The organism is Pararhodospirillum photometricum DSM 122 (genome assembly GCF_000284415.1).
In the GTDB taxonomy this organism is placed as follows: domain Bacteria; phylum Pseudomonadota; class Alphaproteobacteria; order Rhodospirillales; family Rhodospirillaceae; genus Pararhodospirillum; species Pararhodospirillum photometricum.
The window spans coordinates 2,468,129-2,491,323 of the sequence record NC_017059.1; the positions used below are offsets into that span (position 1 = coordinate 2,468,129).

General features: G+C 65.9%; 20 protein-coding genes and 1 pseudogene. 8 read left to right on the forward strand and 13 right to left on the reverse strand.

Annotated features, from left to right (window positions below; genetic code table 11):
- Position 1 precedes the first annotated feature (1 nt).
- The gene (locus RSPPHO_RS11095; RefSeq protein ID WP_014415333.1) at positions 2-1,525 is read left to right on the forward strand and encodes a DHA2 family efflux MFS transporter permease subunit; all 1,524 of its coding nucleotides are present in this window, start codon (positions 2-4) and stop codon (positions 1,523-1,525) included.
- Between the two features lie 43 nt (positions 1,526-1,568).
- On the opposite strand, the gene RSPPHO_RS11100 is transcribed toward RSPPHO_RS11095, so the two are convergent.
- From RSPPHO_RS11100 to RSPPHO_RS11125, 6 genes are all read right to left on the reverse strand, one after another.
- Positions 1,569-2,582: a TerC/Alx family metal homeostasis membrane protein gene (locus tag RSPPHO_RS11100; RefSeq protein WP_041795160.1), complete on the reverse strand. Its 1,014-nt coding sequence runs from the start codon at positions 2,580-2,582 to the stop codon at positions 1,569-1,571.
- 168 nt (positions 2,583-2,750) lie between these two features.
- Positions 2,751-4,412, reverse strand: a complete 1,662-nt coding sequence (locus RSPPHO_RS11105; protein ID WP_041795161.1) for a diguanylate cyclase — start codon at positions 4,410-4,412, stop codon at positions 2,751-2,753.
- Positions 4,409-4,654: a response regulator gene (locus RSPPHO_RS21040; RefSeq protein WP_014415336.1), complete on the reverse strand. Its 246-nt coding sequence runs from the start codon at positions 4,652-4,654 to the stop codon at positions 4,409-4,411. The genes RSPPHO_RS11105 and RSPPHO_RS21040 overlap by 4 nt, the downstream gene beginning before the upstream one ends.
- A 328-nt stretch (positions 4,655-4,982) precedes the next feature.
- Entirely contained in the window at positions 4,983-5,507 is a 525-nt protein-coding gene (locus tag RSPPHO_RS11115; protein ID WP_041795163.1) for a hypothetical protein, read from the reverse strand.
- 148 nt (positions 5,508-5,655) lie between these two features.
- Positions 5,656-6,486 carry an exonuclease domain-containing protein gene (locus tag RSPPHO_RS11120; protein ID WP_051013842.1) on the reverse strand — a complete coding sequence of 277 codons (831 nt, stop codon included), beginning with the start codon at positions 6,484-6,486 and terminating at the stop codon, positions 5,656-5,658.
- Positions 6,486-7,913 carry a putative nucleotidyltransferase substrate binding domain-containing protein gene (locus RSPPHO_RS11125; protein ID WP_014415339.1) on the reverse strand — a complete coding sequence of 476 codons (1,428 nt, stop codon included), beginning with the start codon at positions 7,911-7,913 and terminating at the stop codon, positions 6,486-6,488. The genes RSPPHO_RS11120 and RSPPHO_RS11125 overlap by 1 nt, the downstream gene beginning before the upstream one ends.
- Before the next feature lie 28 nt (positions 7,914-7,941).
- Between RSPPHO_RS11125 and RSPPHO_RS11130 the strand changes: the two are divergent.
- Positions 7,942-8,340, forward strand: a pseudogene (locus RSPPHO_RS11130) (transposase); the annotation flags it as partial.
- Between the two features lie 190 nt (positions 8,341-8,530).
- Here RSPPHO_RS11130 and RSPPHO_RS11135 read toward each other — a convergent pair.
- Together RSPPHO_RS11135 and RSPPHO_RS19985 are read right to left on the reverse strand one after the other, a co-directional pair.
- Positions 8,531-10,705 (reverse strand): DNA translocase FtsK, encoded by a 2,175-nt coding sequence (locus RSPPHO_RS11135; RefSeq protein WP_014415340.1) that lies wholly within the window; start codon positions 10,703-10,705, stop codon positions 8,531-8,533.
- A complete protein-coding gene (locus RSPPHO_RS19985) occupies positions 10,684-10,848 on the reverse strand; it encodes a hypothetical protein (RefSeq protein WP_157879199.1) in 165 nt (54 codons plus the stop codon). The genes RSPPHO_RS11135 and RSPPHO_RS19985 overlap by 22 nt, the downstream gene beginning before the upstream one ends.
- Before the next feature lie 188 nt (positions 10,849-11,036).
- Between RSPPHO_RS19985 and RSPPHO_RS11140 the strand changes: the two genes are divergently transcribed.
- Genes RSPPHO_RS11140 through RSPPHO_RS11150 form a run of 3 tightly spaced genes read left to right on the forward strand, consistent with a single transcriptional unit; the run spans position 11,037 to position 13,393 of the window.
- Positions 11,037-11,408, forward strand: coding sequence for a PepSY domain-containing protein (locus RSPPHO_RS11140; protein ID WP_014415341.1), 372 nt, complete (start codon positions 11,037-11,039; stop codon positions 11,406-11,408).
- Positions 11,409-12,068, forward strand: a complete 660-nt coding sequence (locus RSPPHO_RS11145) for a response regulator transcription factor (protein ID WP_014415342.1) — start codon at positions 11,409-11,411, stop codon at positions 12,066-12,068. It begins immediately after the preceding gene.
- Positions 12,065-13,393 (forward strand): ATP-binding protein, encoded by a 1,329-nt coding sequence (locus RSPPHO_RS11150; protein WP_014415343.1) that lies wholly within the window; start codon positions 12,065-12,067, stop codon positions 13,391-13,393. The genes RSPPHO_RS11145 and RSPPHO_RS11150 overlap by 4 nt, the downstream gene beginning before the upstream one ends.
- A gap of 56 nt (positions 13,394-13,449) precedes the next feature.
- Here RSPPHO_RS11150 and RSPPHO_RS11155 read toward each other — a convergent pair whose 3' ends face one another.
- The 4 genes from RSPPHO_RS11155 to RSPPHO_RS11170 form a co-directional block, all read right to left on the reverse strand.
- A complete protein-coding gene (locus tag RSPPHO_RS11155; protein ID WP_041795165.1) occupies positions 13,450-13,911 on the reverse strand; it encodes a YbaK/EbsC family protein in 462 nt (153 codons plus the stop codon).
- A 121-nt stretch (positions 13,912-14,032) separates the two neighbouring features.
- The gene (cysN, locus tag RSPPHO_RS11160) at positions 14,033-15,970 is read right to left on the reverse strand and encodes a sulfate adenylyltransferase subunit CysN (protein ID WP_014415345.1); all 1,938 of its coding nucleotides are present in this window, start codon (positions 15,968-15,970) and stop codon (positions 14,033-14,035) included.
- A complete protein-coding gene (gene cysD, locus RSPPHO_RS11165; RefSeq protein WP_014415346.1) occupies positions 15,970-16,899 on the reverse strand; it encodes a sulfate adenylyltransferase subunit CysD in 930 nt (309 codons plus the stop codon). Before cysD ends, cysN begins: the two co-directional genes overlap by 1 nt.
- A 222-nt stretch (positions 16,900-17,121) precedes the next feature.
- Positions 17,122-17,994: a branched-chain amino acid aminotransferase gene (locus tag RSPPHO_RS11170; RefSeq protein WP_014415347.1), complete on the reverse strand. Its 873-nt coding sequence runs from the start codon at positions 17,992-17,994 to the stop codon at positions 17,122-17,124.
- Between the two features lie 184 nt (positions 17,995-18,178).
- Between RSPPHO_RS11170 and RSPPHO_RS11175 the strand changes: the two genes are divergently transcribed.
- The 3 genes from RSPPHO_RS11175 to RSPPHO_RS11185 are packed head-to-tail and all read left to right on the forward strand — an operon-like array spanning position 18,179 to position 20,826.
- Positions 18,179-18,685, forward strand: a complete 507-nt coding sequence (locus RSPPHO_RS11175) for a MarR family winged helix-turn-helix transcriptional regulator (protein ID WP_014415348.1) — start codon at positions 18,179-18,181, stop codon at positions 18,683-18,685.
- Entirely contained in the window at positions 18,682-19,398 is a 717-nt protein-coding gene (locus tag RSPPHO_RS11180; protein WP_014415349.1) for a response regulator, read from the forward strand. Before RSPPHO_RS11175 ends, RSPPHO_RS11180 begins: the two co-directional genes overlap by 4 nt.
- Positions 19,399-19,404: 6 nt before the next feature.
- Positions 19,405-20,826 (forward strand): ATP-binding protein, encoded by a 1,422-nt coding sequence (locus RSPPHO_RS11185; protein ID WP_014415350.1) that lies wholly within the window; start codon positions 19,405-19,407, stop codon positions 20,824-20,826.
- 44 nt (positions 20,827-20,870) lie between these two features.
- On the opposite strand, the gene RSPPHO_RS19990 is transcribed toward RSPPHO_RS11185, so the two are convergent.
- Entirely contained in the window at positions 20,871-22,952 is a 2,082-nt protein-coding gene (locus tag RSPPHO_RS19990; protein ID WP_014415351.1) for a methyl-accepting chemotaxis protein, read from the reverse strand.
- Positions 22,953-23,195 lie beyond the last annotated feature (243 nt).

The window sequence follows — 23,195 nt, forward strand, 5'->3', positions numbered from 1 at the left end:
CATGGCCGATGCTGTCCTCACCGCCCCCACCGTTAGCGGCGGGCTCCTTCACGGCAACCGGCTGGTTCTCGCCGGAGTGGTGCTCTCGCTGGCCAACTTCATGGTCGTGCTCGACATGACCATCGCCAACGTCTCGGTACCCCATATCGCAGGCAGCCTCGGCATTTCCATGACCCAGGGCACCTGGGTGATCACCTCCTATGCCGTGGCCGAAGCGATTATCGTGCCGCTCACGGGCTGGCTCGCCCAGCGCTTTGGCGCGGTGCGCATTTTTGTCGGCGCCATGGTGGGATTTGGGGTTTTTTCCGTGCTGTGTGGCCTGTCGGACTCGCTGACGGGCTTGGTCGTGTTTCGCATCGGCCAGGGTCTGTGCGGCGGGCCCATTATGCCCTTGTCGCAAACCCTGATGCTGCGCGTCTTTCCCAAGGAAAAGCACGCCTCGGCCATGGGCCTGTGGGCCATGACCACGGTGACCGCCCCGGTGGCTGGGCCGATCCTGGGCGGCGCCATCAGCGACAACATGTCCTGGCCGTGGATCTTTTTCATCAACGTGCCGGTGGTCATCGGGTGCGTGCTGGGCGCCTGGGAACTGCTACGTTCAAGCGAGACCCCCTTGCGTAAGCAGCGCATCGACCGGGTCGGCTTGCTGTTGATGCTGATCTGGGTGGCGGCCTTACAGATCATGCTCGACACCGGGCGGGAGCATAACTGGTTTGAATCACCGATGATCATCACCTTGGCCTGCGTCGCCGTGGTGGGGTTTCTGGCTTTTCTCATCTGGGAGATCACCGAGACCGAGCCCATCGTGAACCTGCGGGTGTTTCGCTATCGCGGGTTTTCGGCGAGCAGTGCGACCTTGTCGATTGCCTTTGGCGCTTTTTTTGCCACCGTGGTGGTTATTCCCCAGTGGTTGCAGACCGTGCAAAGCTACCCCGCCACCTGGGCCGGCTATGTCTTGGCGGCCCATGGTGTGCTCGCTGTGGTGTGCTCGCCCCTGGCCGCCCGCCTCGCCACCAAGGTGGACCCCCGGTTGTTGGTGTCGCTGGGCGTGGGCTGGCTGGGGGTGATGGCGCTGTTGCGCACCCAATGGACCAGTGATGCCGGCTTTTTCACGTTCTTTTTGCCCCAGTTTCTGCAAGGCGTGGGCATGCCGTTTTTCTTTGTGCCGCTGACCGTGTTGTCGGTGCGCGCGGTGCGGCCCGAGGAAACGGCGTCGGCAGCCGGCGTGATGGCCTTCATGCGCACCCTGGCCGGGGCCATCGGCGCCTCGGTGGCCATCACCGCCTGGGCCGACCAGACTCAGTCCAACCGCGAGGCCCTGGTGGGGGCCTTGAGCGACTCCGAGCGGTCGTTGTCGTTGTTGCAAAGTGTGGGGCTGTCGGCAGGACAGGCCAGCGTATACCTCGCCGATATGGTGGAGAAGCAAGCCTCGACCCAGGCGGTGATCCAGGTCTTTGCCGTCACGGCGGGGCTCTTCGCCCTGGGGGCAAGCTTGGTTTGGCTGGCACCGCGCCCGAAGCTCTAAGGAAAGGCTGGGGAGGCACGGCCTCCCCAGACCCCTCGGTCCGTTAGGTGTCTTGCTTCTTGGTGGGCCAGACGAACGAGGCGCCAATGCCCAGGGCCAAGGTGCCCAGCACGATGCCCAGGCTCACCATCGGGCTGATGTGCAGGAAGTCCCAGCCGAAGGCATGCTCACCCGCCTGGATCGTCAGCTTGAAGGCGATGAAGAACAGCAAGGCGATGACCGCCTTTTCCAGATGGACCAGATAGCGCGTCAGGGCCGCCAACACAAAATACAGCGAGCGCAGGCCCAAAACGGCAAAGATCATCGCGGCGTAGACCAGGAGAGGCTCCTGGGTCACGGCGATGACCGCCGGCACCGAGTCGAAGGCAAACATCACGTCCGAGGTTTCAATGGCGATCAGGCACAAAAAGGCCGGGGTCGCGAACAGGGCGGCGTTGCCCTCCAGACGCAAGCCGGGCTCGGCGCGTTCCAGATCGCGAGCCACGGCGCGGGTGATGAAAAAACGCTCGGCGTGCAGACGAGGAAAGACCGGCATCACCTTGCTGGCCAAACGCACCGACCAATGGTCGGAGTAGTCATGCAGGTCCTCCTGGCTATCGCGGGCGCTCAACATCTTCCAGCCGGTCCACGCCACGATGGCCGCGAACAAAAAGCCAAACCACGGCGCCACCGCCAGCAAGCCGGTGCCGATTGCCACAAAGGCAGCACGAAACACCAAGGCGCCGATAATGCCCCAATACAAGATCCGGTGCTGCAAGGCCCCCTTGATCCCGAACGAGGCAAAGATCGCCATAAAGACCATCAGATTATCGATGGCCAGCGCCTTCTCCAGGGCGTAGCCGGCCAGATAGAGGTCGGCCCAGGTCTTGTCGAACCGGCCCCACAGGTAGCCGTAAAACGCCAGCGCCACCGCCACCCAGAAGATCGACCACATCCCGGCGTCGCGCAGGCTGATCTCTTTTTGGTGGCGGTGGGCGAACAGGTCCATGAACACGGAAAAGACGATGACGGCAAAAAACAGCACGATGGTTTCCAACGGGAAGCCGAACGACGTCATGGTCACTCCTTGATCCCAGGGGCCAGGATCACGCCGCGCGCGACCCGTACCCGTCCTTGAGGTAGGGTGATGCGCCCTGGCCCTCAAGACGCGACTGCAAAGTCGTCCTCGTCCGAAGGACCAAAGCGACCGAGGGGTCTGGGGAGGCAAGCCTCCCCTGCCTTCCCCTTAAAGAGGCGGCGCGACGATCATCCGCCCCCCCCCTTCGGCCCGGGCCTGGGCCAAGGCCTGCTCGACCCGCTCCAGCAAATCCCGCATCGCCACCGCCGGGTCCACCACGCCCTCGCGCGGATCAGCAAGCTCGGCCACCCCGGCCGAAACCGTGATGCTCACCGGGCCCTCCGGGGTGGACAGGCTCTTGCCATGAATTTCCTCCAGCAAGGAGCCAATGACACTGGCCGCTTGGCCCACCGTTGCGCCGGGCAGGATGGCCGCGACCGCCGTGCCGCAACACCGTCCCGCCGCATCGCTGCCGCGCAGGCGTCGGCGCAGGGTTTGAGCGAGAAAGCGGACCAACTGATCACCCACCTGGTGCCCGTGCTGGGTCAACAGCGAGCGCAAGCGGTCGGGATCGAACACCGCCATCGACAACGGCGTGCCAGCCCGCCGCGCCCGCGCCACCTCGCGCTGAAGGTGCTCTTGCAAGGCGTCATTGGTCAGAAGGCCGGTGGGCGGTTCGTGGCGCTGGTTCTCACGGGCCAACCGCCCCCGACGCCCCTGCGCTTCAATGGCGGCCACAACCACCTCGGGATGCAGGGGCCAGGACAGCAACAGGTCCACCCCCGCCGCCAGAGCCGCCTGCTGCGCCGATGCGTCCCGTCGGTGGGAGACCGCCACGATCGGCACAGCCTGCGGTGCCGCGTCGCGCACCACCGCCGCGACCTCAGCCGCCGAGTAGGACCGCATCCCCACATCCACCACCAGGACATCGGGTTCGAAGGCGACAAGACGGCCCAGCACTTCCTCCGGGTGGCCCAAGATCTCGCACTGGATACCGGCTTCGTCGAGTACCCCCCCCACAAACCCCGCCACCAAGGGAGTGTCGGCAATCACGAGAACCCGCCAGGGCTCCAGGCTGGCCTCGGCCATGAGACGCAGCAGGGCCTCGACGCATTCCCCGGCCTCGGCGTGCGGCAAATAGGCGTTGGCCCCCAGCCGATAAGCCCGGACCCGCCACAGAAAGGTCCCGGCCCCACCGATCGCCACCACGGGAATCCCCGCCGCGCGCAGCCCCCCCAGCGCCTGTTCCAACTCGCGATCAGGAGCCGTGCCCAACTCGACAACCCCCCCAGCAAGCGGGGTCAACGGTAAGGCCTGGAGCGACCTTTCCTCGTCCCACACCAAGGCTTCAAACCCGGCCTCTTCCAGGGCCAGAGACAAGGCCCGCTCGACCCCCAGGGTTAAAACCACCGGGGCCGGTCCTGATTTGCCCGGCGCGAGAAAACTGCGCCGCAGCAGCGGGGCATGCAAAAGCGAGGCCTCAGGATCCAGCGCCCGGATCTCTTCGTTCACCAAGTATGCCAAATACTCAAGCTGATCAAGGGTATCCCGGTCCACCTGAGTTTCGGGCAAGACCAAGATCAGGCGCTCCAAGGCGGCGGCGGTACGGCCCAACGCGCAATACCCAAGGCTCCCGGCCGATCCGGCCAACCGGTGGGCAAGAAAGCGCAAGCGCTGCCGCCCCTCGACCTCTTCTCTTGCGCCGTCCACAAAGGCCGCCGCCAAGCTGACCAGTTCCTCGCCCTGGCCCTGGGCGGTCTCAATAAAAGATCGCACGGTGGCGTCAAGACGCTCGCGGGCGGGATCGGAATAAACGTCGGTGGATTTCATGGCCGCCCCCGCCACAACGCCCGCACCTGATCGGCCAACGACAGCGGATCAAAGGGCTTGGTCAACACCCCAAGACACCCAGGCACCGCCGCCAAGCTCGACCGCTCCGGTCCGTGGGCCGCTGTCAGAAACACCACCGGGACCGAGAGCGCCAGAGCCCGCCAGACATCACGGCCATCAAGGCCGTCGTCGAGCAAAAGATCCATGACCACCAAGTCCGGCTGACGCTCGGCGATGGCCAAGCGCGCCTCACGCTCGCCGCCGGCCCCCCCACCGATAAGCCCCCCACATCGCCCAGGGCCACACACGCCAATGCGCGCATGGCCGGGTCGTCGTCCACGACCAGGATATGGCCAAGATCCCCGTCTGCCGCCATGCCCTTTGCCTTCCTTTCCTCAACCAGCCCGGGCCACCGTTTGTGACGCTCCGCGTCATACGGTCTTAGGTCTCCGCAGCAAGAGAGGAAAGGATAGCTTATTCCCGTCCGTCAGGCGACACCAGGGATACAAGCTTGCGGGACGGTAGGGTAAAGATAGGGGGAGAGGCACACTTCCCCGGCCTTGTTCCTTCTTAAAAGTCCGACCTCTCCCGGGCCACGGCGCCGCAAACAGCCCGGACGAACCCCGACGCCCTCTCGCCGCTGGTCCAAGGCTCCATCGGCGTTCCGCTGGCCGCATCAAGCTCGGCCCAGCGTGCCGCCTCACACTCCACCACCCGCTCGCGCAAGGCGGCCCCCTCGCGGCCCAGCCACAACACTGAAACCCAGCGATGCGCCGGTTGCTCCGGGTCCTGGCGGACCGCATGACGATCAAAGGCCATCAAGGACTCGGTGCGGGGCACCAGCAAGGTCCAGGGCTCCAAAAACGACGAAACCCGCTCGCGTTCAATCACCACCATGCCCCGGGGTAGCGCGGCAACGGCTCGGTTTACCCAGGTGTAGCGGTTCCAGATGCCAAAGGCGATCACGGCAATCAGCACCCCGCCGCCCACCACAGCCCACAGAACCCGGCGCCCGGCCAAGCGAAACGCCACCATCATGACGACGGCGGTCATCCCGCCAAACACCGCCATGGAGAGCAAATCAAAAAAAAGCATGTCTCCTCGCGCGCCCCGCTTGATCCCGACCGGGCGTAGCCTAGTGCAAGAGTCTGGGCGGGGGAAACGCTCTTTTTGGATCGAGGGGGCCGGGAAGGTCCCGCTTCCCCAGCCTGCCCCTCTGCCGCGACGCTCCCGCAAAAGCCCCCTACCCCAGCAAGGCCCGCACCCTCACCGGAGCGTCGTCCGACAGCCCCTCCGCCTGGGCTAACAGCAACTCGGCGGCGGCCACGGCGTCGGTCAAGGCATTGTGCGCCTTGTAGCGGGGCAAGCCGCGACGGGCCCGCGCCGCCGCCAAGCGCAAGGCCCCCCGTTCCACCGGGTGTCCGGCCCGTATCAAGGCTTGATACTCCAACTCCAAGGTGTCCACAAACGACAGCTCCAGGGGTTGACCGTACAGGCGACGGCAGGCCCGACTGAGAAAAAAGCGCTCCAGCCGCGCATGATGCGCCACCACCACGCGACCAGCCAGCGCCCGCAGCACCAAGGGCATTACGCTCCCCAAGCGGGGGGCCGTCTCCAGGTGGCCATCAAGGATCCCATGGAGCACGGCGGTCTCCTCGGGCACCGGCCGACGGGGGCGCACCAAGTGGTAGCCGGCTCCGGCCAACCGGATCCGGCCCTCGACGATCGGGACGTAGCCGATGGACAAAATCTCGTCGGTATCCGCGTCCAGCCCGGTCGCCTCGATATCCAGGGCCAGATACTCCACCGCCGTCCACGGCAGATCACCATCTCCGATCGGCGTCCGATAATAGGTGCGCAAAGGCCCCGGTGGACTGCGCCACCCCAGCCACGACCGGCGCAAGGACAAGCCAAAGACATGACGCCACCAGGGTTCGGTGCGGTGCGCCAAACCATCGAACAGCCCGGGCCGCCGTTCCCCCTCGCCTAAGCGCAAGGCCTCCAGTGCCGCCTCGGTTCGGGCCAGTTCCCACGCCTCGCGCTCGGCGTCCCAAGGCTCCGGCCCCCCAGCCATCACAAGCGCCCGACCTGGAACACATGAGCCAAGGCGCTTTGCATGGTTTTGACCACGCCAAAGGCGTCCTTCAGGTAGGAGCGCTCCAGCGGCGACAGGTCGGCGGGCGCCAGAAAATTATCAAGCGCCTGCCCCTCGCGCGAGCGCCGGGCCTGATGGCGAACCCGGGTCAGGGCGATGAACTCCAAAGCATCACGCAAGTTGGCCGCTCCCTCGGGGCTAAGGCCGCCGCGTTCGCGCACCAAGTCCAAGCGCTCCTGCGTGTTAACCGCCGCCACGCCGGCCGCCAAGGCATGCACCCGGGCAAGGTCGATGATGGGGATCAGCCCCTTGTGCTTGAGGTCGAGCTTGTTGGCGTTCTCCCCGCCCCGCTCCAGCACCAGATGGCGAAAGAACCCCAAGGGGGGCTGATGCCCCAGGGCGTGGCGGGCCAAATGGGCCAAAAAGGCGCGATTTTGCCGAGCCCGCTCCAGCGCCGGGCCTTGGACCGCCTCGAACAAGGCCTTGGGGCCGCGAACCAACCGCAAATCAAAAAAAATCGAGGACAGCATCAGGGCCTTGGGATCGGGTTCCTCGACCCAGCGGCGGAACAACGCTTTCCATTCCCGCACCGGCAAACGCCACGTCGGCGTCATCGCCATGGTGCCCCCGGGGCAATGGACATACCCGCAGACATTCAAGCCATCACACACAAACCGGGTGAAGGCCGTGAAATAAGCCCCATGGACGGCCTCGTCATAGGTATCGTCCAAAATCAGGCAGTTGTCCTGGTCGGAAAAGGCCGTCTGCTCCTGCCGGCCCTGCGATCCCGCCGCCGCCCAGGCATAGGGCACCGGTGCCGGCCCCAGGGCTTTTTCCGCAAGACGCACCAAGCGCACCGTCGCCGCGTCGGTGAGCGCCGAGACCACATGGCCGATGTTGCTGGCCGACAACCCCGCGTCCGCCAAGCGCCACACCAACTCCGGCAAGGGCCGCAGCACCGCTGCCATGCCCTCGGCGGTCTCTTGTTTGTGCAGGTCCCCCACCAAGTACACGGCCGAGGGAGCCTGTAAGCGCACCAGATTGGTGGTTGTGATACACCCTTCCAAAACGCCATCGCGCGTTACCGGCAAATGCCTGATATTATGCCGCGACATCAGGAGCATGGCGTCAAAGGCACTGGCCCGGGCCTCCAGGGACACCGGCCCCGGACTCATCACCTGGGCGATTGGGGTCGTGCCGTCGAGATCGGCAGCAACAACCCGGTTGCGCAGGTCGCGGTCGGTAAAGATCCCCGTCAACGTCCCGGCAGCCGTCACCAGGATACACGACACCCGTTCGTCACGCATCACCCGGGCCGCCTCGCGCACGCTGGCGTCGGGGGGCAAGGTTACAGGCGGTCGGACACCTCGAAAAACCCTGGCTCTGAGCGGTGTCTGCTGATTCAATAAGCCCCAGGCCGTGTTGGAGGGAACGATGGGTCGGCAGCCTGGGTTCTTCGATCTTGAAGAGCGGTATGCGGAGTTGTCGAAGGCGGGCGACCCGCTGGAGAAGCTGCTGAGGGTGGTGAGCTTCGAGGCGTTCCGCTACCGGCTGGACAAGGCGTTGAACCGCAGCGACCGAGCCCGGGGCGGCCGTCCGCCCCATGACGCGGTTTTGATGTTTAAGATCCTGGTGCTTCAGGCGCTGTACAACCTGTCCGACGATCAGGCGGAGTTCATGATCAACGACCGCCTGACGTTCAAACGCTTTCTCGGCCTAGGGCTGGCGGACAAGGCGCCGGACGCCAAGACGATCTGGCTGTTCCGCGAGACGCTGACCGAGGCCAACGCGATCGAGAAGCTGTTCGCGGTGTTCGACGCCAAGCTGAAGGACTCCAGACCTCCGCTTTCTTTTATTAATTGGCTCTCCCTTCCCCCTCCTTTTGAAAAGCATGCTTTTCAAAAGGAGGGGGAAGGGAGAGCCAATTAATAAAAGAAAGCGGAGGTCTGGAGGCGTCAGCCTCCAGGCGGGGCCCGGGGCGGCAGCCCCGCGTTGCCGAAGCCAGCACCAAGCGCCGCGTTTTCTACCCGAGCGCTCCGCCCACGTCGTCCTCACCCGCGGGGACGAGGACGTCGCGTTTGCCGGCGTGGTTGGGTTTGGAGATGACGCCTTCGGTTTCCATGCGTTCGATGAGGGTGGCGGCGCGGTTGTAGCCGATTTTGAGGTGGCGTTGGACGGCGCTGGTGGAGGGGCGGCGGGTGCGCAGGACGAGGGCGACGGCTTGATCGTAGAGGCTGGCGTCTTCTCCCGAGATCCCGGAGCCCAGGGTGACGGGGTCGCCTTCGTCTTCTTCCAAGACGGCGTCGAGGTAGGCGGGTTCGGCTTGGGCGCGCAGGTGGGCGCACACGCTTTCGACTTCCTGGTCGCAGACGAAGGGGCCGTGCACGCGGGTGATGCGTCCGCCGGCCGCCATATAGAGCATGTCGCCCTGGCCCAGGAGTTGTTCCGCCCCGGATTCCCCGAGGATGGTCCGGCTGTCGATTTTGCTGGTCACCTGGAACGAGACGCGGGTGGGGAAGTTGGCCTTGATGGTGCCGGTGATTACATCCACGCTCGGGCGCTGGGTGGCCATGATCAGGTGGATGCCGCCGGCGCGGGCCATCTGGGCCAAGCGCTGGATGATGCCTTCCACTTCCTTGCCCGCCACCAGCATAAGGTCGGCCATTTCGTCCACGAGGATGACGATATAGGGCAGGGGGTTGGGATCGATGGGCTGTTCCTCGTAGAGCGGCTTGCCGGTTTCGGGATCGAAGCCGACCTGGACCGTGCGGGTCAGCGAGGCCCCCTTGGCCTGGGCCTCCAAGATCTTGCGATTATAGCCGTCGATGTTGCGCACCCCGAGGGTGCTCATGATGCGATAGCGGTTTTCCATCTCGCGTGCCGCCCACTTGAGGGCGACCACGGCCTTGTGGGGGTCGGTGACCACTGGGGTCAGCAGGTGGGGAATGCCGTCGTAGATGGAGAGCTCCAGCATCTTGGGGTCGATCATGATCAAACGCACCCGTTGCGGCGACAGCCGGAACAGGAGCGACAAGATCATGGTGTTGACCGCGACCGACTTGCCCGATCCGGTGGTGCCGGCGATGAGCAGGTGGGGCATGCGTGCCAGATCCACCACCACAGCGTCGCCGCTAATGTCCCGGCCGAGCGCCAGGGGCAGCGAGCCCGGATGGGCGGTGAACTCGGGGCTTTCCAGCACGCCGCGCAGGCGCACCATGTCGCGCTCGCTGTTGGGCAGCTCGATGCCAATGACGTTGCGGCCGGGCACCACGGCGATGCGGGCCGACAGGGCGCTCATCGAGCGGGCGATGTCGTCGGCCAGACCGACCACGCGGGCTGTCTTGGTGCCCGGGGCCGGCGCCAGTTCGTAGAGGGTCACCACCGGGCCGGGGCGGACCTTGACGATGCCCCCGCGCACGCCAAAGTCGCTCAACACGCTCTCCAAAACGCGGGCGTTTTGTGTCAGGGCTTCCTCGTCCAAGGGCAGCAGGGTCGAAGGCTCCGAGGGCGCCAGCAGATCCAGGGGCGGTGGCGTGACCGGGGTATCCGTCTCCTCGCGCGGCACAATGGCTTCGGGTGTGATCCGTGGTTGGGGCGGTCGGGGGGGCGCTGGAGGGCGTGGGGCAATGATCGCCGGCCCCTCGCGATCGGTGCCGGGCAAGGTGTCGGCCCCTGGCTGCAAGGGCGCATCGGGCATCAGGTCGGTTTCGCGCCGGGGCCAGCGCCGGGGTGCCGGGACCGGGCGGGGGGGCGTTTTGTCCGAGGCCGGGGGCCGGGGGCGGCCGTGGAGGCGGTTGGCCAGGGCATGCAGGGCCTCGGTCATGGTGGTGCCAATGCGACCGAAGGAGCGGGCCGTTGCCGCGTAATCATGCCACGTGATCACTGCCGCCCATTGCAGACCCAACAGGCCGAAGCCTCCCAGGATCAGACCACACAGGGAGACCCAGGTCTCCAGATTGTCGGGCACTCCGGCCAGCGCCAAGCCAATCGCGATCCGCTCGCCCAGCAGCAGCCCAGCGAAGCCCCCAAGACCGGCCAAAATCGGCCACTCGCGGGGCGGCGGCGCGGCGGCCAGGGCCAGGGTGAGGGTCAAGGTTGCGGCGATCAACACCAAAAGCCGTCCCCACACGGCTGGCACGGTGCGACCGGTCAGTAAGCGCATTCCCCACAAGGTGATCACCAGAACCGGCGCTGCCACCGCGCGGGGGCGGCCACAGGAGCGGGGGCGCTGGGCGTCTGGGCGTTGGCCGGGGTCACGAGGCTGGACCACGCCAGCGCGGCGGCGCCAATCACGGCGGTGGCTCCAACGCCTTGCAGGAAGATCTTGGTGAGCATCATCATCTCTCCGGGGTGTCTCTTGATGTCAGGGATCCTGCCATCCTCCCCGTGAACCCGTCGTGAGCCCCCCGTTCATTCTCGGTTCATGGACCGAGCCCTAGTCTCCCTCTCAAGCGGCCCCCCCCTTTTTCCTTAAGGACGGAGGGCCTGGGAGGCCCGCCTCCCCAGCCTCCCTGCTCTCAGGTCCCCCCATGAAACTCCTCCTTCTCCTCGCCGCCCTGAGCCTTCTGACCCCACCGCCAGCCTTGGCCGGAGATACCGGCTATCGCACCCCCGGGACGTGGGACCATGGCAGGAAGGACGACGACGATCACGACAACGACGATCGCGAGGACCATGAACGGGCCCGCGACGCGGTGATGCGCGGCAACGCCTTGCCATTGTCACGGATTTTGCGCGACGCCGAAGCCCAGGGCTTGGGCCGCCTGCTGGAAGCCGACCTGGAAGACCACCACGGCCGCTTGATCTACGAGCTTAAAATGCTCGATCCTCGCGGCCAAGTGACCGAATTGCGCTACGATGCCGCGACAGGCGCCTTGCTGCGCCGGCACGGGAGGGACTGAATGCGGGTTTTGGTCGTCGAGGATGAACCGACCCTGGCCGCTTCCCTGGCCCGGGTGCTGGAACGCGCCGGCTTTGTGGTCGATGTCGCGCCCGATGGGGAAGAGGGGCACTTTCTCGGCGATACCGAGCCCTATGACGCCGTGGTTCTCGACCTTGGCCTGCCCCGCCTCGACGGGGTCGGCGTGCTGCGGCGCTGGCGGGCCGACGGGCGGAGCATGCCTGTCCTGATCCTTACGGCGCGTGGCGGCTGGGCGGAGAAAGTGGCGGGGTTCGAGGCCGGCGCCGATGATTTTCTGGCCAAGCCCTTCGAGATGGAGGAGGTGATCTATCGCCTGAAGGCCCTGATTCGGCGGGCCAGCGGCCATGGCGCCACCACCTTGACCGTGGGTCCGCTGCGCTACGACACCTTGTCGGGCAAGGCCTGGGTGGACGGGGTGCCCTTGGATCTGACGGCCCAGGAGGGGCGCATCCTTTCTTACCTATTGCACCACGCCGGTCGGCCGGTGAGCCGCACCGAGATCATCGAACACGTTTACGATCGGGATTTCGATAGTGATTCCAACGTGATCGACGTCCTGATCGGGCGCCTGCGCCGCAAGCTCGGGGCGCCCCTGATCCACACCGTGCGCGGTCTGGGCTACTGTCTGGAGGCCCGATGAGCCGGCCTCCTCCCTCGCTGCGCCGGCGTCTGCTGACCTCGGGCGCCGCGTGGCTGCTCACCGCCGTGGCCGGCGCCTATGCCCTGCTTGATTGGGCGATTGCCGATACCTTGGAGCGGACCTTCCAGGGGCGTCTGGCCCTTGATCTCGAAAGCCTGATTGCCGCCACTGAGGTGACCACCGCCGGGCAGATCCGTTTGACGCGTGAGCCGCCCAATCCCTTGTTCGCCCGCCCCTATTCCGGCTGGTACTGGCAGATTTCCCACGGCGAAGCCGTGCAGCGCTCCCGCTCGTTGTGGGATACAGTCCTGCCCACCCAACTGCCGCCCGAGAGCGGCGCCTTGCATACCCACACCGAGGCCGGGCCCGAGGGCCAGCGCATCCAGGTGGTCGAGCGCGATATTTTCCTGCCCGATCTGCCGGGGCCGGTTCATGTCCTCATCGCTGCCGAGCGCGATAGTCTGGAGGCCGAAGTGCGGCGCCTGCGCGTCTTGCTCGGCGGCTGTCTGGTGGTGTTGGCCGGCGGCGTACTCGTGGGGACCGTGGTTCAGGTCCGCTTCGGCCTGTCCCCTGTGCGCAAGGTCGGGCGGGATCTGGAACGCTTGCGTCAAGCGCCCGACGCCCGCCTGGATTCAGAGCAACCGGGCGAACTGGCGCCCTTGGTGCGGGCTCTCAACAGCGTTCTCGACCACGACGCCGATCTGATCGCCCGCGCCCGCGCCCACGTCGGCAACCTCGCCCACGGTCTGAAAACCCCGCTTGCCGTGTTGCGGGCTGCGACCGAGGAAGGCGAGAGCGTGCCGGCCGAGGTTGTGCGGAGCGAAATTGCCACCATGCACCGCCTTGTCGAGCGTCATCTGACCCGTGCCCGCGCTGTCACCGGGTCGGGAAGCGCGCGCGGCTTGCAGGTTTCGGTGCTGGAGAGCGCGCGCCGTCTCAAGGCCACCGTGTTGGCGCTGCATCGCCGCGACCTTCAGGTCGAGGTCGAAGGGGACGAGGCGGCGCGCTTTGTCGGCGACCCCGATGACCTTTTAGAGATTCTCGGCAATCTGCTGGACAACGCCTGCAAGTGGGCGCGGGCACACGTGCGGGTCCAGGGGCGGGTGACGGCCTCCGGGCTGGAGATTGTGGTCGAGGACGATGGGCCCGGGCTGCCCGAAACCGAGCATGAGGGGGTGTTGCGGCGTGGGGCTCGCTTGGATGACACCAAGCCGGGGCATGGCTTGGGGTTGGATATTGTGAGCGATCTTGTGGCGCTTTATGGCGGGCACTTGACCCTGGCGCGCTCGGAGTTGGGGGGGCTGGCGGTTTTGGTGCGGTTTTAAGGGAAAATAAGGAAGGCCGGAGAGGCGGGGCCTCCCCAGACCCCTCTGTTCCAGAGTTAGAGGGTGCAGACATCGACCCAGGTGGCGGTGGTGATCTGGGCGAGGCGATCAGGGGAAATGCGCAGGGCGGCATGGAGGTCGCCGGCGGCCGGGACCACCTCGGTGAAATCCTTCAGGCTGATATCGCAGTAGATCGGCAGGGGGGTCGCTAGGCCGAAGGGACAGACGCCGCCGACCGGATGCCCGGTCAGGTCAAGGGCTTCTTCCGGCGATAGCATGCGGATCTTGCCGCCAAACTGGGCCTTGGCTTTTTTGTTGTCGATCCGGGCATCGCCCCGGGCCACCAGCAAGAAAGCCGTCTCGCCCTGGCGAAACGACAGGGTTTTGGCGATCTGGCCGGGCTCCACCCCATGGGCCGCCGCCGCCAGGGCCACCGTTGCCGTGCTTGTGTCCATTTCCAAGATAGCGATGTCAGGGGCGTGTTCTGCCAGGAACGCGCGAACCGACTCCAGACTCATGACATGTTTCCTTGCGTGTGAATTCCCGCAAGGGCTGTTGTACCCCCCGCCTTGCCCCAGGTCCAGCCGCAGGGAGGGAGGGGTCTGGGGAGGCTGCCGCCTCCCCAGCCTTGCTTCTGCGTCAAGCGATCCCACGCTCCTGAAGATACACAATAACCCGCTCGGCCAGCGCCGCCGCGTCTTCCAAGCCGGCATCCAAGTGCAACTCGGGCGCCTCCGGTGGCTCGTAGGTGCTGTCGATCCCGGTGAAGCCCGGCAGCTTGCCGGCCCGCGCCTTGGCATAGAGCCCCTTGGGATCGCGCGCCTCGCACACCGCCAGCGGGGCATCAACAAACACCTCGATGAACTCGCCCGGCCCCATCAGGCCCCGCGCCAAGCGCCGGTCCTCGCGAAACGGCGAGATGAAACTGACCAAGGTAATCAACCCCGCCTCAGTCATCAGCTTGGCGACCTCGGCCACCCGACGAATGTTCTCGGTGCGGTCGGCATCATCGAAGCCCAGGTCGCGGTTGAGGCCGTGGCGCACCGCGTCGCCGTCCAGGCTCATGGTCCGCCGCCCCAGGGCATGCAGGCGTTGCTCGACCAGATCGGCCACCGTGGACTTGCCGGCCCCGGACAGGCCGGTGAACCAGATCACCACGGGCTGCTGGCCATTGGCGCGGGCGCGCGCGGTTTTGTCCACCTTCATCGGATGGCGGTGCAAGTCGGTCGCGCGCGCCTGGGCAAAGTCGATCATGCCGCAGGCCAAGGTGGCGTTGCTGTGGCGATCGATCAAGATGAACCCGCCCAAGGCCCGGTTGTCGGCATAGGGCTCGAAAGGCAGGGGCCGGTCGAGGTGCAAGGTGCACACGGCCACGTCGTTGAGTTCCAGATGGCGGGCCGGGGTGTGCTCCAAGGTGTTGATGTTCACCCGGTGATGCAAGACGCTCACCGTGGCGCCTACCGTGGCCGTGCCCAGACGTAACAAGAACGACTGCCCCGGAGCCAGGGAGGGCTCGGCCAGCCAGACCACATGGGCGACCACGTCCTCGGCCACCACCGGCCGGGCCTCGGCGGCGGCCAGCACGTCGCCGCGCGCCACATCGATCTCGTCGGCCAACACCAAGGTCACGGCGTCGCCGGCCTGGGCGCGCTCCAAGTCGCCGTCTTGGGTGACGAGGCGGGCGACCTTGGTGGTGCGGCCCGAGGGGAGGACCACCACCTTGTCGCCGGGGCGAACCACACCGCTGACCAAGGTGCCGGAAAAACCGCGAAACGAGGCATCAGGGCGGTTGACCCATTGCACCGGCAAGCGCCAGGGGTGGTTGGTTTCGTCGCCGCTCACGTCCACCGTTTCCAGGTGGCCCAGCAAGGTGGGGCCGCTGTACCAGGGCAGGGCGGGCGAGGGCCGGGTCACGTTGTCGCCCAGCAGGGCCGAGACCGGAATGCACGTGACATGGGAGATGCCCAGTTGGGCGGCGAAGGCCTTGAAGTCGCGGGCAATGGCCGTGAACGTGGCTTCGTCCCAGCCCACCAGATCCATTTTGTTGACCGCCAGGACCACGTGGCGGATGCCCAGCAGGGACACGATGGTGGCGTGGCGCCGGGTTTGGGTCAAAACCCCCTTGCGGGCGTCGGCCAGCAACACCGCCACCTCGGCGGTCGAGGCGCCGGTGGCCATGTTGCGCGTATACTGTTCGTGCCCCGGGGTGTCGGCGACGATGAAGCTGCGCTTTTCGGTCGCGAAGTAGCGATAGGCCACGTCGATGGTGATGCCCTGCTCGCGTTCGGCGGTCAAGCCATCGACCAGCAAGGCGAGGTCCAGATGGCCCGTGCCCGTCGTGCCGAAACGGGCCGACTCCTCGGCCAGGGACGACATCTGATCGTCGAACAAGGCCTTGCTGTCGTAGAGCAAGCGGCCGATCAGGCTCGACTTGCCGTCATCGACCGAGCCGCAGGTCAGAAAGCGCAAAAGGGTTTTCGTCTCGCGGGCCCGCAGGCGGGCTTCCACGTCGGCGACGAAATCGGCGGCCATGCTGTCGGTCTCCGGCTGCGAAGGGCTTAGGCTCGCGTCGAGCATCAGAAGTACCCCTCCTGCTTTTTCATCTCCATCGAAGCGCCGTTATCGCGATCAATCAATCGCCCCTGGCGTTCGCTGGTGGTGGTGCGCATCATCTCGGAAATGACCCCGGCCAGCGTATCGGCCCGGCTTTCTACAGCGCCAGTCAAGGGGTAGCAGCCCAAGGTGCGGAAGCGGACCCAGCGCTCCTCGGGGACTTCGCCGGCCTGAAGGGGGAAGCGGTCATCGTCCACCATCAGCAAGGTCCCGTTGCGCTCGACCACCGGGCGGGGGCGGGCCAAATACAGTTCGGGGATGGGGATATTTTCCTGGTAGATGTATTGCCAGATGTCAAACTCGGTCCAGTTGCTCAAGGGGAACACGCGCACGCTTTCTCCCGGCGCCACCCGGCCATTGTAGAGCGACCAGAGTTCGGGGCGCTGGGCGCGCGGATCCCAGCGGTGGCTGGCCGAGCGGAAGGAGAAGACACGTTCCTTGGCCCGCGACTTTTCCTCATCGCGGCGCGCTCCGCCAAAGGCCGCATCGAAGCCGTGAAGGTCGAGGGCTTGCTTGAGGGCCTGGGTTTTCATGATGTCGGTGTGCACGCCGGAACCATGCACGAAGGGATTGATGCCCTTGGCGGCGCCCTCGGGATTGACGTGGACCAGCAGGTTAAGACCCAGGTCGCTGGCCCGCTGATCGCGAAAGGCGATCATCTCGCGGAACTTCCAGGTCGTGTCCACGTGCAGCAGCGGAAACGGCGGCCGCGCCGGGTAAAACGCCTTCATGGCCAGATGCAGCATGACGCTGCTGTCCTTGCCGATGGAATAGAGCATGACGGGCTTGCGGGCCTGAGCGGCGACTTCGCGCAGGATGTAAATGCTCTCTGCTTCCAGGCGCTGGAGATGCGAGCGGGAGGTCGATTTGGTGACAAAGGGAACCACGGTCATTTTTGTCCCTCCGGACGGTCTCTTCTTGTCTGAGCGGCGGGGGAGAGGTCGGGCTGACGCCCGATTTTTTGGGGCGATGCCCCAAACCCCCTTAAAAGCGCGCTTTTCAAAAGGGAGGGGGAAGGGAGGGCCATGAACAGAAGAAAAAGGGGGTCTGGGGCATCGCCCCAGGCGGGGCCCGGGGCGGCAGCCCCGCGTGGCTGCGTCTAATGCTCCCTCCGATTAGGCACGAACTTCAGCGTCGTAATCGGCGATCAGGGCTTTGGTGACGTCGCCCGGGGTAAAGGTGTACTGATCGATGGACCCGACCGGAGTGATCTCGGCCGCCGTTCCGGTGAGGAAGACTTCATCGGCGTTGGCCAACTCGCTCGGCATGATCGGGCGTTCGATGACTTCCAGGCCGCGCCGACGGGCGAGATCGATGACGGTGCGCCGGGTGATGCCGTCCAAGAAGCAATCGGGGACGGGGGTATGGAGGGCGCCCTTCATGACCAGGAAGATGTTGGCGCCGGTCGCCTCGGCGATGCGGCCGCGATAGTCAAGCATCAAGGCGTCGTGGAAACCGTCGTTTTCCGCCTGATGCTTGGACAAGGTGCAGATCATGTAGAGACCGGCGGCCTTGGAGCGGGACGGCGCGGTATCGGGGGCCGGGCGGCGCCAACGCGACGTGGTGAGGCGGATGCCCTTCATGCGTGCTTCTGGCGAGAAGTAGGAGGGCCACACCCAACAGGCAATGGCGACGTTGATCCGCGTCTGCTGGGCCGCCACGCCCATCATCTCGGAGCCACGCCACGCGACGGGGCGCACATAGCCATCGACAATGGTGTTGGCTTCAAGCACCTTCATGGTGGCGTCGTTCAGTTCTTGCGTCGAATACGGCACCTCGAAGCCCAGGATGGCCCCGGACTCGCGCAGCCGCTCGCTGTGCTCGGTCAGCTTAAAGACCTTGCCATTGTAAACCCGCTCGCCTTCGAAGACACTGCTGGCGTAGTGCAGGGCGTGGGTCAGCACATGCACCTTCGCCTCGCGCCACGGGATCAAGGTGCCGTTAAACCAGATGAAACCGTCGCGGTCGTCGAACGGGATCAGAGACATGGGAACCGACCTTTCCTACAGTAAGGAGGAGATTTGCCGGCGGTCCGCACACGGGAGGGCCGGGGAATGGGGTTTTATTTCTTGCTGACACCACGAAACGTAACATCCTTCCCCGAACTATGTCAACAAGGCTGACCAATATGGCAGGGTTGCCAAGAACGCCGGTCCGGCGAGGATCGCGCCGATGAGTGAAGTGAAAAGTGGACCCAACCCCTTGTTTTTGCGCGAGGAAGAACTGCGCCAAGGGATCGAGATGCTGTTTTTCGCCTACCGGGACTTTACCAGTGAGGCCGATGCCATGCTGGTCAAGCACAAGTTTGGCAGAGCCCATCATCGGGCTATCTACTTTGTCGGGCGCCACCCCCGCATCAGCGTCACCGATCTGCTGGGGATTCTCGGGATCACCAAGCAGAGCCTGTCGCGGGTGCTTTCTCAGCTTATCGAGGAAGAACTTATCGTTCAACATCGAGGGTTGCGGGACGGCCGCCAACGCCTGCTCGAACTGACGGAAAAAGGCGTGGAGCTGGAACGCCAACTCACCGAAGCCCAGCGCCGACGCTTTGCCCGCGCCTATCGCGAAGCCGGCGCCGAAGCGGTGGAGGGCTTTCGCAAGGTCATGATGGGCATGATCGACGGTCCGGCTCGCGAGCGTTTCGCGCCACCGCCGCCCGGCCCCGGAGAGCGCTCGTGACCGCTTCAGACGCGGTTGCGCCGTCTCCTCACGTTCTTGTGGTGGATGACGACCCTCGGCTGGCCAGCTTGCTCGGCCGCTTTTTGAGCGGCAACGGCTTTGTGGTAAGCACGGCCGCCGACGCCGAGGCGGCCCGCCAGCACCTGGGCTTGATGTGCTTTGACCTCCTCATCATCGACGTCATGATGCCGGGCGAGGACGGTTTGTCCCTGACCCGCGCGGTACGGACCACCTCGTCGGTGCCCATCTTGATGCTCACCGCCCGGGGCCAGACCGACGACCGGGTGTTGGGTCTGGAATCCGGGGCCGACGACTACCTAGCCAAACCCTTCGACCCGCGCGAACTGTTGCTCCGGGTGCGGGGGTTGCTGCGCCGGATGCGGGAAACCCCGGAGCCCCCGGCGTCGGCGGCCCCGACCGGTGGCTTGCCGCTGGGCGCCTATGTGTTCGACCTAGAGCGCCAGGAGCTGCGCCGGGGCGAGGCGCCGGTGCACCTGACCACGGGGGAGCTTGCGCTCCTGCGGGTGTTGGCCGAACGGCGGGGCGAGGCCCTGAGCCGCGAGGATCTGGCTGCCCTGACCGGGGCCGAGGGCAACCCGCGTGCGATTGACGTTCAAGTGACGCGGCTTCGCAAAAAGATCGACGACGACCCCCGAGCCCCCCGGTATCTGCGCACCGTGCGCGGCAAGGGCTACCAACTGACCCCCGGATAAGCTGTTTTGGATCCTCTGCCCTACGCCCCTCACGAACAGCCCCGCCCGCGTCGCCCCCGCCTGTCCTGGCCCTACCGCCTGCTGCGGCTTGATGTCGCGGGCTTACGCCCCCTGGCCCGGGGCTTGCGCGCGGTGTTGCCCAAGAGCCTGATGGGCCGATCGCTGCTGATCATCGTCACCCCCTTGATCGGCCTTCAGGTCATCACCGCCACGATCTTTTTTGACCGCCACTGGGACACCATGAGCCGGCGCATGCACGATGCGGTGGCCTCCGAAGTCGGGGTGGTGGTCGATTTCATGGGGCAACACCCCGACCCCTCAAGCCGCGAGTGGCTGTATGCCCTGGTGCACGTGCGCCAGCAGCTCCGCATGCGCTTTCATCCCGGCGCCACCTTGCCCGCCACGCCCCCCCCGGCCCAGGACGAGGATTTTGTCGCGCGCCTGCTCCACGAAACCCTGATCACCCACACCGGCCGGCCCAACCATGTGGACGTGGTCGATGAGCGAACCTTAAGCGTGCGCCTGCAAACCAGCGATGGGGTTTTGGAGGTCAACGTCCCGCGCAAACGGCTGTTCAGTGTCACCACCTATATCTTTATCGGCTGGATGATTGCCTCATCGCTGATCTTGTTTGCCGTGGCGGTGTTGTTCATGCGCAATCAGGTGAAGCCGATCCGCCGGCTGGCCGAAGCGGCCGATGCCCTGGGCAAGGGCCGCGATGTCGCCGAGTTCCATAACCGGGGGGCGACCGAGGTACGGCAAGCCGGGTTGGCGTTCATCCGCATGCGCGAGCGCATCCGCCGCCATATTGCCCAACGCACGGAGATGCTGGCCGGGGTCAGTCACGACCTGCGCACCCCCCTCACCCGCATGCGCCTGCAACTGGCCCTGATGGTCGGGCAAGACGGGGTTGCCGATCTGGAGGAGGACGTGGCCGAGATGGAGCGCCTCGTCGAGGGCTACCTCGCCTTCGTGCGCGGCGAGAGCGGCGAGGAAACCCGGCCGGTGATCGTCACCGATCTGGTCGAGGCCGTGGTGCAACGCATGCGCCGCAACGGGGCCTTGATCGACCTTCACATTGAGCAACCCTTGCTCATCCCCCTGAAGCCGAACGCCACCGAGCGCTGCCTGACCAACCTGATCGGCAATGCCCAACGCTTTGCCGAGCATATCGCGGTGCGGGTTGGCATGCGCGAGGGCACGGTGGAGGTCCTGGTGGATGACGACGGCCCCGGCATCCCGCCCGACCGCCGCGAGGACGTGTTCCGCGCTTTCTTCCGGCTGGAGACCTCGCGCAACGCTCGCACCGGCGGCACCGGGCTTGGCTTGACGATCGCGCGCGATCTGGTGCGGACGATGGGGGGTGATATCACCTTGGAAAGCAGCCCGATCGGCGGTCTGCGGGCGCGCGTGCGGTTGCCGCGCTGACTGCGAAGGCTGGGGAGGCGGGCCTCCCCAGACCCCTCCGATCTTTAGGCGGCGCGCACGCCGATCAGGAAGTGATCGACGATTTCCTTGAGGTGCCGGGCTTCGTCTTCCAGCGTGCGGGCGGCACGCAGCACTTGGCCCGAGGCTTGGCCGGTCTGGGCCGAGGCGGCTGTCACCCCACCAATACTCGCTGTGATGGCCCGCGTGCCTGCCGAGGTCTGTTGGACACTGTGGGCAATGGCGGCGGTCGCCGCCGACTGTTCCTCCACCGCCGCCGCGATCCCCGAGGCAATGTGGTGGATCTCGTTGATCCGGCTGGCAATGCCGGCAATGGCGGCGGTCGCCTCGGTGGTCGCGCCTTGCAGGGCGCTGATCTGGGCCGTGATCTCGTCGGTGGCCCGCGCCGTCTGGTTGGCCAGGGTCTTGACCTCGCCGGCCACCACGGCAAAACCCTTGCCCGCCTCGCCGGCCCGCGCCGCCTCAATGGTGGCGTTGAGCGCCAGCAGGTTGGTTTGCGAGGCGATGTCGTTGATCAGGCGGATCACGTCGCCAATGCGGGTCGAGCCCTCGGCCAGACTGCGCACGATCTCATCGGTCCGCCCCGCCTCCTCGGCCGCGGTGCGCGACACGGCGCTGGCTTGCGTCACCTGCCGGCCGATCTCGCTGATCGACGCTGCCAGTTCTCCCGCCGCTTCGGCCACCGTCTCCACCGTCACCGAGGCCGAGCCCGCCGCCTCGCTCACCTGCCCGGCCTGCCGGTTGGTCTGCTCCACCGACACTTGAAGGCTGCCGGCCGTGCCGGTCAGGGCCTCGGCCGCCACCGAGACTTGGCGCAGCACCCCGGACACGGTGGTCTCAAAGCCCTCGGTGAGTTTGTCCAGGGCCTGGGCGCGCTGCTCCTGGCGCCCCTGATGCACCGCCTTCTCCCGCCCCAGGCGATCCGCCTCGGCTGACTTGTCTTGCAGCACCCGCAAGGACTGGGCCAACACCCCAATCTCGTCGCTGCGCTCGGCATAGGGAATGGCCTGCCCCCGCGCTCCCTCGGCGATCCGCCCCACCGTCGCAGCCAAGGCCGCCAGGGGGGCGCTCACCCGGCCCTGCACCACCCGCAGCACCCATGCCGCCACCCCCAAGGCCAGGGCGATCGCCGCCAGCGACCACGCCAGACTGAGTTGACCCTCGATTTTCAGGTCTTCCAGATGGATCCGGGCGTCCTCATACGCGGCATCGCGCGCCGCGACAAAATAGGAAAGGCGCGTCACAAAGCGGTTGATCAGCTCGCTGCCCTCCAGGGAAAAGGCTCCACTGTCAAAAAACGCCCGCTGGTCGTCGATGTCCTTCAAGGTGGGCTCCAGCCATCCCGTGCGCATCGCAGCCAGAGCCCGGCGCAGCGTCTCGGGCGTTTGCGCCGATTTTTCTGTTTCGCTCAACAAGGCGGACAAGCCGAGCACGTTGCCATACAGGCGCTCGATCTCGATGCGCTTGTCCAACGGCACCGGCGCCTTGGCCATCACCAGGATTTGCAGGGCCTGCACCGCTCGCCCGCCCACAAAGCGGGCCTCCAGCAACGACGAGGCCGTATCCACGGCCAGACTGGCCACCCCATCCACCTGCGCCACCTGAAACGACTGGGCGCGAATCACATCCACCGCCCCACCACTTGCACCGCCCACCGCCTCGACAATCCGTGCCACCGCCCCCGGATCGCGCCGCCCCAGGTCCAGACGCAACTGGGCGTCAAGAAAGGCTTGAAGACCGCCCACCTGGGTTGCCAGCTTGGCCACCGCCGTCTTCAACTCGGCCCCATCGGCCAAGCCCGCCGTTGCCCCCTCCACCGCTCCGGTGAGTGCGGTCATGGCCTCGGCCACCGCCTGACGCTTGGCGCCCAGGTTCAATGCATCCGCCTGCCCCGGCGCCACGCTCGACACCGCCGCGACCGCCGCGCTGCGCATCACCGACAGCCCCTGATGCAAGCTCGCCGCCCCCCGGATCAAGGCCAGTCGGTTCAAGGCCTCGCTCATCCGCACCACGTCCGACACGGCATGGGCCACCAGAAAACCCCCGATCACGCACGGGACAAGCCCCATCACCAGGATAAACAACATCAAAGTGCGGCGGATACTCATGGCAACAACTCCTATAAAACGCTCATCCCCCCTGGCTCGTGATTACTATAGGCACTCCCCAGGGCAATGAACATTCCCAGGCCGGAAAAAGAGAGTCTTCCCCCTTCCTTTTCGCTGATTTTTACCCCTTCTTCTACTCCGGGTTCTTACATCAAAAAATCGATGTAAACTTTATGAACATTCCCTCCCCCACCAACTCCGACCAAACTTCCCCTAGGGAAAGAATCCCCTGCCCCGCCCCTC